The sequence below is a fragment of the Pseudomonas abyssi genome (assembly GCF_003444685.1).
Classification (GTDB): Bacteria; Pseudomonadota; Gammaproteobacteria; order Pseudomonadales; family Pseudomonadaceae; genus Halopseudomonas; species Halopseudomonas abyssi.
Map to the genome: position 1 here is coordinate 25,286 of NZ_LMAZ01000010.1, position 6,455 is coordinate 31,740.

Annotated in this window: 7 protein-coding genes; 6 read left to right on the top strand and 1 reads right to left on the bottom strand. The window is 62.1% G+C overall.

All coding sequences use genetic code 11. The annotated features are described in order from the left end of the window. The first annotated feature begins 30 nt into the window (after positions 1–30). Positions 31–948: an alpha/beta hydrolase family protein gene (locus tag ASB58_RS18275; protein ID WP_118131888.1), complete on the top strand. Its 918-nt coding sequence runs from the start codon at positions 31–33 to the stop codon at positions 946–948. A 220-nt stretch (positions 949–1,168) separates the two neighbouring features. Here ASB58_RS18275 and ASB58_RS18280 read toward each other — a convergent pair whose 3' ends face one another. Then, positions 1,169–2,521, bottom strand: a complete 1,353-nt coding sequence (locus ASB58_RS18280) for a KamA family radical SAM protein (protein ID WP_235827335.1) — start codon at positions 2,519–2,521, stop codon at positions 1,169–1,171. 271 nt (positions 2,522–2,792) lie between these two features. Between ASB58_RS18280 and ASB58_RS18285 the strand changes: the two genes are divergently transcribed. From ASB58_RS18285 to ASB58_RS18305, 5 genes are all read left to right on the top strand, one after another. Beyond that, the gene (locus ASB58_RS18285) at positions 2,793–3,215 is read left to right on the top strand and encodes a VOC family protein (protein WP_118131889.1); all 423 of its coding nucleotides are present in this window, start codon (positions 2,793–2,795) and stop codon (positions 3,213–3,215) included. Between the two features lie 117 nt (positions 3,216–3,332). Then, positions 3,333–3,875: a DUF924 family protein gene (locus ASB58_RS18290; protein ID WP_096005806.1), complete on the top strand. Its 543-nt coding sequence runs from the start codon at positions 3,333–3,335 to the stop codon at positions 3,873–3,875. Between the two features lie 99 nt (positions 3,876–3,974). Further along, positions 3,975–4,799 carry a PhzF family protein gene (locus ASB58_RS18295; RefSeq protein ID WP_096005805.1) on the top strand — a complete coding sequence of 275 codons (825 nt, stop codon included), beginning with the start codon at positions 3,975–3,977 and terminating at the stop codon, positions 4,797–4,799. A 43-nt stretch (positions 4,800–4,842) separates the two neighbouring features. Beyond that, positions 4,843–5,529 (top strand): META domain-containing protein, encoded by a 687-nt coding sequence (locus ASB58_RS18300; RefSeq protein WP_096005804.1) that lies wholly within the window; start codon positions 4,843–4,845, stop codon positions 5,527–5,529. A gap of 60 nt (positions 5,530–5,589) precedes the next feature. Then, positions 5,590–6,171: an NnrU family protein gene (locus ASB58_RS18305; RefSeq protein ID WP_118131890.1), complete on the top strand. Its 582-nt coding sequence runs from the start codon at positions 5,590–5,592 to the stop codon at positions 6,169–6,171. Positions 6,172–6,455: the final 284 nt, after the last annotated feature.

Consider the following 6,455-nt stretch of genomic DNA (forward strand, 5'->3'; position numbering starts at 1 on the left):
ACCACGCACGATTCATGGAGGCTCTAGCCCATGCCATTCAACAAAAAAGGCATTCTTGCCGCCTGTGGCGCCAGCGCGCTGCTGTTCTCGATGTCGGCCTTGGCCAACAACCCACCGCCCACTGACCCGGATCCGGGTAACGGTGGCAGCTCACCCTACCAGCGCGGCCCGGACCCGAGTGTCAACTTCCTGGAAGCCGATCGCGGTCAGTACAATGTTGATGACGAGCGCGTTTCCAGCTTTGTCAGCGGCTTTGGCGGCGGCACCATCCACTACCCGACAGGCACTACCGGCACCATGGCGGCGATTGTGGTGATTCCCGGCTTCGTCTCGGCCGAGTCCTCCATTGAGTGGTGGGGCCCCAAGCTGGCGTCCTACGGGTTTGTGGTGATGACCATCGACACCAACAGCGGCTTTGATCAGCCGGGCAGCCGTGCTACCCAGATCAACAACGCGCTGGACTATCTGGTTGACCAAAATACCAGCGTCGGCAGCCCGGTCCGCGGCATGATCGATACTGACCGCCTGGGCGTGATTGGCTGGTCGATGGGCGGCGGCGGTACTCTGCGGGTTGGCCGTGAAGGGCGCATCAAGGCGGCCATTCCGCTGGCACCCTGGGATACCAGCAGCTACTACGCCAGCCGTGCTCAGGCACCGACGCTGATCTTTGCCTGCGAGTCAGATGTGATCGCGCCGGTGTACCAGCACGCCTCGCCGTTCTACAACGCGCTGCCGTCCAACATCGACAAGGCCTTTGTCGAGATCAACAACGGCAGCCACTACTGCGGGAACGGTGGCAGCATCTACAACGACGTACTCAGCCGCTTCGGTGTGTCCTGGATGAAGCTGCACCTGGACGAGGATGCGCGTTACAAGCAGTTCCTCTGTGGCCCGAACCACACGTCCGATTCGCAGATCTCTGACTACCGCGGCAACTGTCCGTACTGATCGGTAGCAGGTTTCCGGCAAACTGACGCCGCCCTTCGGGGCGGCGTTTGCGTTTCAGGCCGGGCGCGGCAGCTGTCGCACTGACCCTTGCGGTACTTGTGCCAGGTGTCGAGACGGTCGCTGTCGGCGGCGGCGACCAGGCGGGCTTCCTGCACGGACCCCGGCAGAGGTGTGCACACAACAGAGCCCGGTGGCGTGCTGAGCCACCGGGCGCGCGGCCTTAATCGTCGAAGAAGAAGCGTTCCTCGCCAAAGGCAGGCTCAAGGTGATTGAGCCAGGTGGCGTCTTCGTTGTATTTGGCAAAGAAGGGGCGCTGTACCCAGTCCGGGTCGCGGCCCTGAATCATGCGCAGGGCAATGATCTTTTCGCCGTTGATCTCGGTGACGCCCTGGATTTCCACCTTGCCCGGGTGCGAGCTCATGGAGGGGCCGCGCGCGGTGCGGGCGATACCCGAGACCTGCTGCATGGCATCGCGGTAGATCTCCCAGGCCTTGACCAGCGGCACCTCGAAGTAGTGGCGGGCACCGGTGTCGCGCTCGACAAACATGTAGTAGGGGATGATGCCCAGCTCGACCTGTGTCTGCCACAGGCGTGCCCAGACCTTTGCGCCGTCGTTGATGTGCGCCAGCAGCGGGCCCTGGGCGCGAATCTGTGCGCCGGTGTCGCGGATGCGACGAATGGCTTCACGGGCGATGGCCGGCTCCAGCTCTTGCCAGTGGTTGTAGTGGGCCATCAGCGCCAGGTGCTTGCCGGCGGCCTGAATCTCGCGGAACAGGGCGAGCAGGTCTTCGGCGTCGTCATCGGTCACCACGCGCTGGGGCCAGAAGGTCAGCGCCTTGGAGCCGATACGGATGGTGCGAATATGGTCAAACTCTGGGCTCAGCAGCGGCTCCAGGTAGGCCCGCAGGTTGCGGGTCTTCATCACCAGCGGGTCGCCGCCGGTGACCAGCACGTCGGTGACTTCCGGATGGGCGCGCAGGTAATCCTGTAACTGATTGGATTCACGCGCGGCGATTTTCAGGTCCTTATCGCCGACAAACTGCGCCCAGCGAAAGCAGAAGGTGCAGTAGCTGTGGCAGACCTGACCGGAGCTGGGGAAGAACAGCACCGTTTCGCGGTACTTGTGCTGCAGCCCTTCGACGACTTCGCCGTCCAGCATCGGAATATTGTGTTCCAGCTGGCCGGCCGGGTGCGGGTTCAGTTCGGCGCGAACGTCGCTGATCAGCGCTTTGAACTCAGCGGCGGGCAGCTCACTGCGCACGGCCTCGGCGACACGGTCGTAGTGCTCAGGCTTGAGCATGCCGCGCTGCGGAAAGGTGAGCTGGAAGATCGGGTCGGCCGGCACCTGGTGCCAATCGATCAGCTCGTCGATGACGTATTGGTTGACCCGAAAGGGCAGCACGCTGGCAACGACCTGCATCTCGAAGCGCTGCTCGGCACTGAGCTGCTGCAACTGCGGAATCTGATCCAGCTGCTTGGCGGTGTAGACCTTGAAGCGCTGGTGACGCACCGCATCGGCATCAAACTCGGACGCCGGGGATGAAGCAATGGCGATGATATTGGATTTTGACATAGAGGCTATTCACATATTTATTGTCGAAAGTATTCTGGCGCGTCAGTAGACGGACCATGGTCTGCAGAATGTCTGCAGTAAAAACGCGATTAACTGCTGGAGTTAATGCATAAAAGCGCCGATCAGAGGATTATCCTGAGCGAGCAATGTGATGGGCTGATGACTCAGCAGTCGCGCATAATAACCAAGATTTAGATTGATGTCTAAAAAGTGAACAGGGCGGCCCCCTGGAGTATGCTGGCGGCTCGCTGACACTCACTCTGGAGGCCGCATGTTTACCTACATCACCCTTGGTACCAACGATCTGCTGCGGGCGACCGTTTTCTACGACGCGGTCATGGCCACGCTGGGGATAGCCCGGGTACAGACACCGGGTGAGGGTGACTGGGACGGTTGGGCCGGCTGGGGGTATTACCAGGACAAGGGCGCTGCCGAACTGGCGCTCTGGTTGTGCGAACCCTTTGATGGCGGAGCGGCTTCGGTCGGCAACGGCGTAATGGTCGCTTTTGCAGCCCCCGACTGGAAATCCGTGCGCGCTTTTCATGCCGCTGCCCTCGCCAGCGGAGGGTCCAGCGAGGGCGAGCCTGCGTTGCGGCCACAATACAACCCGGACTTCTACAGCGCCTACATTCGCGACCCCGACGGTAACAAGCTGGCTGCGGTTTGCCGCGGTCACCTGAGCGATCCCGGCTGACGCTGGTCCTCACCGGGCGGCCTGGTTGGGCGCCAAATGCCCGGAACCGATCCGTGCAGCACTGTTCTGATCGAGTATAGGCAACAGGTAAGACCGCAACACGAGTGGGGGAGCTGAGTGACGCCCGTCGATGAAGTAATCACATTCTGGTTTGGTGAGTTGCAGCCGGTGCAGTGGTGGCGCGCTGATCCGGGCCTGGACCGTTTTATTCGCGAGCGCTTTGGGCCGCTGCACGCGCGTGCCGAGCGTGGCGAACTGATGAACTGGCGTGGGACGGCGCTGGGCCGGCTGGCCGAGATCATTGTGCTGGACCAGTTTTCACGCAACATCTGGCGCGGCACCGCGCGCTCGTTCGCCAGCGATGGCATGGCGCTGGTGCTGGCGCAGGAGGCTGTGGCCGGCGGTGCCGATCAGGCGTTGCCGTTGAAGATGCGCGCCTTTATGTACATGCCGTTCATGCACAGCGAGTCCATGGTCATTCACGAGCAGGCCATGATGCTGTTCAGCGCGCCGGGGCTGGAGGACAACCTGCGTGCAGAGCGCCAGCACCTGGAGATCCTCAAGCGCTTTGGCCGTTATCCGCATCGCAACGAAGTGCTGCTGCGCCCGACCACCGCCGAGGAGTCGGCTTTTCTGCGTAACGAAGGGCGGGGTTTCTGACATCCGTGGCCAACTGTACTCCTGTCTGCAGTCGCGGCTGTGTTGCTGCGCTGCCGACTGATTGGAGTAGGCTGGAAGTTTTACTGCTGGAGCTGCGCAATGAAACTACCTCTCTATCAGGTTGATGCCTTTACCGACCGTCTGTTCGGTGGCAACTACGCGGCGGTGATGCCATTGCCGCATTGGCTGGATGACGCCGTACTGCAGGCTATTGCAGCCGAAAACAACGTGTCGGAAACCGCCTTTCTGGTCGAGCAGCAGCCTGGCCATTTCGCGATTCGCTGGTTCTCGCCGCTGGCGGAAATCGATTTTTGTGGCCATGCAACTCTGGCCAGTGCGCATGTGCTGTTCAGCCGCGACCCGGCCTGTCAGACGCTGACCTTTAGCGCCGCCGCCGTGGGTGAACTGCAACTGACGCGCGGCGAGGGTGGCCTGATCAACATGTCTGCGCCGCTGCTGCCGCCGGTCGCGGTCGCCCAGGTGCCGCCGGAGCTGCTGGCCGGACTGTCATTGCCACCTGCGCAGGTGCTGGTCAGCGATCAGGCCTGGTTTGCGCTCTACCCTGATGAGGACGCGGTGCGCGCGGTGCAGGCTGATCCGCAGGTGCTGGCGCGTCTGGCACCCAGAGATGTGGTGGCGACGGCGCCCGGACGTGAGGTGGATTTTGTCTCGCGTTATTTCTGGCCAGCCAATGGCGGGTTGGAGGATATGGTGACCGGTTCCATTCACGCCGGTCTGGCGCCACTCTGGGCCGAGCGGCTGGGACGGCGCACGCTGCACGCCTATCAGGCATCGGCTCGCGGCGGCCATTTGTACTGCGAAGTGGGGCCTCAGCGGGTGCAGATCAGCGGTTACGCCGTGCTCTACCTTGAGGGCCTGGTCCACCTGCCTGACGGATTGCAGGGTGCCGCGAGCGGCGCCTGAGGCTATGCTTGGTCGGTGTTCACCCTCATCAAGGAGATAGACGATGACCCAACGCCAAGGCCTGATGGCAACGGCACTGCTGAGTACTCTGCTGGTCGGCTGTGCCGGTATGTCCGGTAACGACCAGGCCCCACCGCCCCCCAGTGCCGAGGCACTGCCCAGCAGCGGGGTGATGATTCTGCAGTGCGGGGGGACTCCGGTGCGCGTCACCCTGCATAACGAGGAAGCGCTGATCGAAGCTGTGCATGGACAGTACATTCTCAAACAGGTGGTCAGTGCCTCAGGCGCCCGTTACGAGGACCCGCAAGACAGTACCACCAGTTTCTGGAACAAGGGTGACAAGGGCATGCTGACCATCAAGGGTGACACCTTTCCCGAGTGTGAGCCGGCGGGTGCACTGATCCTGCAGGCCGGAGAGTGGGTGGTTGAGGACATTAACGGCGGCGGCATCATCGACCGCTCGCGGGTGACGCTCAACTTCGGCAATGACGGTCGCGTGTCTGGCCGCGCCAGCTGCAACAACTACGTTGGTGCCTACGAGGTGCAAGGGCGCAACCTGACGGTCAGCCAGCTCGCGACCACCCGCAAGGCCTGTGCTCCCTCGTTGAACCAGCAGGAGACGCGCTTCGTACAGAGCCTGGAGCAGGCCAGCCGTTTCCGCCTTGATGAAACCGGCGCACTGGTGCTGGAGGGGGAAGAGGGCGGTTCTCTGAAAGCGCGGCTGGAGTAAGATGGCAACGCCGCTCCAATGCAGAGCGGCGCACCATAACCATAACAACGGAGTACCGTGATGCTGCTGCTGATATTGGGCCTGATACTGTTTCTGGGCATGCATTCCGCACGCCTGTTCGCCGCTGACAAGCGCGCCTCGTTCATCGCCGCCAAAGGGCCGCTGGCCTGGAAGGGCATCTATGCGCTGGTGTCGATTGTCGGCTTTGTATTGATCATCTACGGTTACGGGCAGGCGCGCATGAGCCCCACCTGGCTGTGGATCTCGCCGGTCTGGACGCGTCACCTGGCCGCGCTGCTGACCATCCCCGCGTTTATCCTCATCGTCGCGACCTACATCCCCGGTTCCTGCATCAAGGCGCGAGTCGGCCATCCGATGTTGCTGGGTGTGAAGTTCTGGGCGCTGGCGCACCTGATTGCCAACGGCTCGCTGGCGGACCTGCTGCTGTTCGGCGGCTTCCTCGCCTGGGCCACCGCGCTGTTTGTGGTTTCGCGCAAGCGCGATCGTGCTGCCGGCGTCAGCTACGGCAAAGGCAAGCTGGTGATGGACGCGGTGGTAGTGGTGGTTGGCCTGGTCGCCTGGGCGGCCTTCGCGTTCTACCTGCATGGTGCCTGGATCGGGGTCAAGCCGATGGGTGTGTGATCCCGGTAGGTATAAAAAGCCCGCAGTGATGCGGGTTTTTTGTTGTCTGATCGGGTGTCTTTGGCGTCAAGATAAGGCCCTGTCAGCGATACCACCGGACGCAGAGCGTGGGAACGCTCACGATTAGCAATGGTGGCGTGTGCACGGAATCTAGTCCCGTGGCGTAGAACGGACTAAGCCAACTGCGTGTCCGCTGCCCATACTCCGGTGCCTTTGCAGCTGGCTTCTTTGCGCTCATGTGGTGATAGGGCATGTAGCGGTGAGCCATTGCTTAGTCTGCTTTT

What these genes read in the sequence shown, in the direction of transcription:
- ASB58_RS18280 (WP_235827335.1), bottom strand. Translation starts at nt 2,521, where the DNA reads ATGTCAAAATCCAATATCATCGCCATTGCTTCATCCCCGGCGTCCGAG.
- ASB58_RS18300 (WP_096005804.1), top strand. Translation starts at nt 4,843, where the DNA reads ATGACCCAACGCCAAGGCCTGATGGCAACGGCACTGCTGAGTACTCTG.
- ASB58_RS18285 (WP_118131889.1), top strand. Translation starts at nt 2,793, where the DNA reads ATGTTTACCTACATCACCCTTGGTACCAACGATCTGCTGCGGGCGACC.
- ASB58_RS18275 (WP_118131888.1), top strand. Translation starts at nt 31, where the DNA reads ATGCCATTCAACAAAAAAGGCATTCTTGCCGCCTGTGGCGCCAGCGCG.
- ASB58_RS18295 (WP_096005805.1), top strand. Translation starts at nt 3,975, where the DNA reads ATGAAACTACCTCTCTATCAGGTTGATGCCTTTACCGACCGTCTGTTC.
- ASB58_RS18305 (WP_118131890.1), top strand. Translation starts at nt 5,590, where the DNA reads ATGCTGCTGCTGATATTGGGCCTGATACTGTTTCTGGGCATGCATTCC.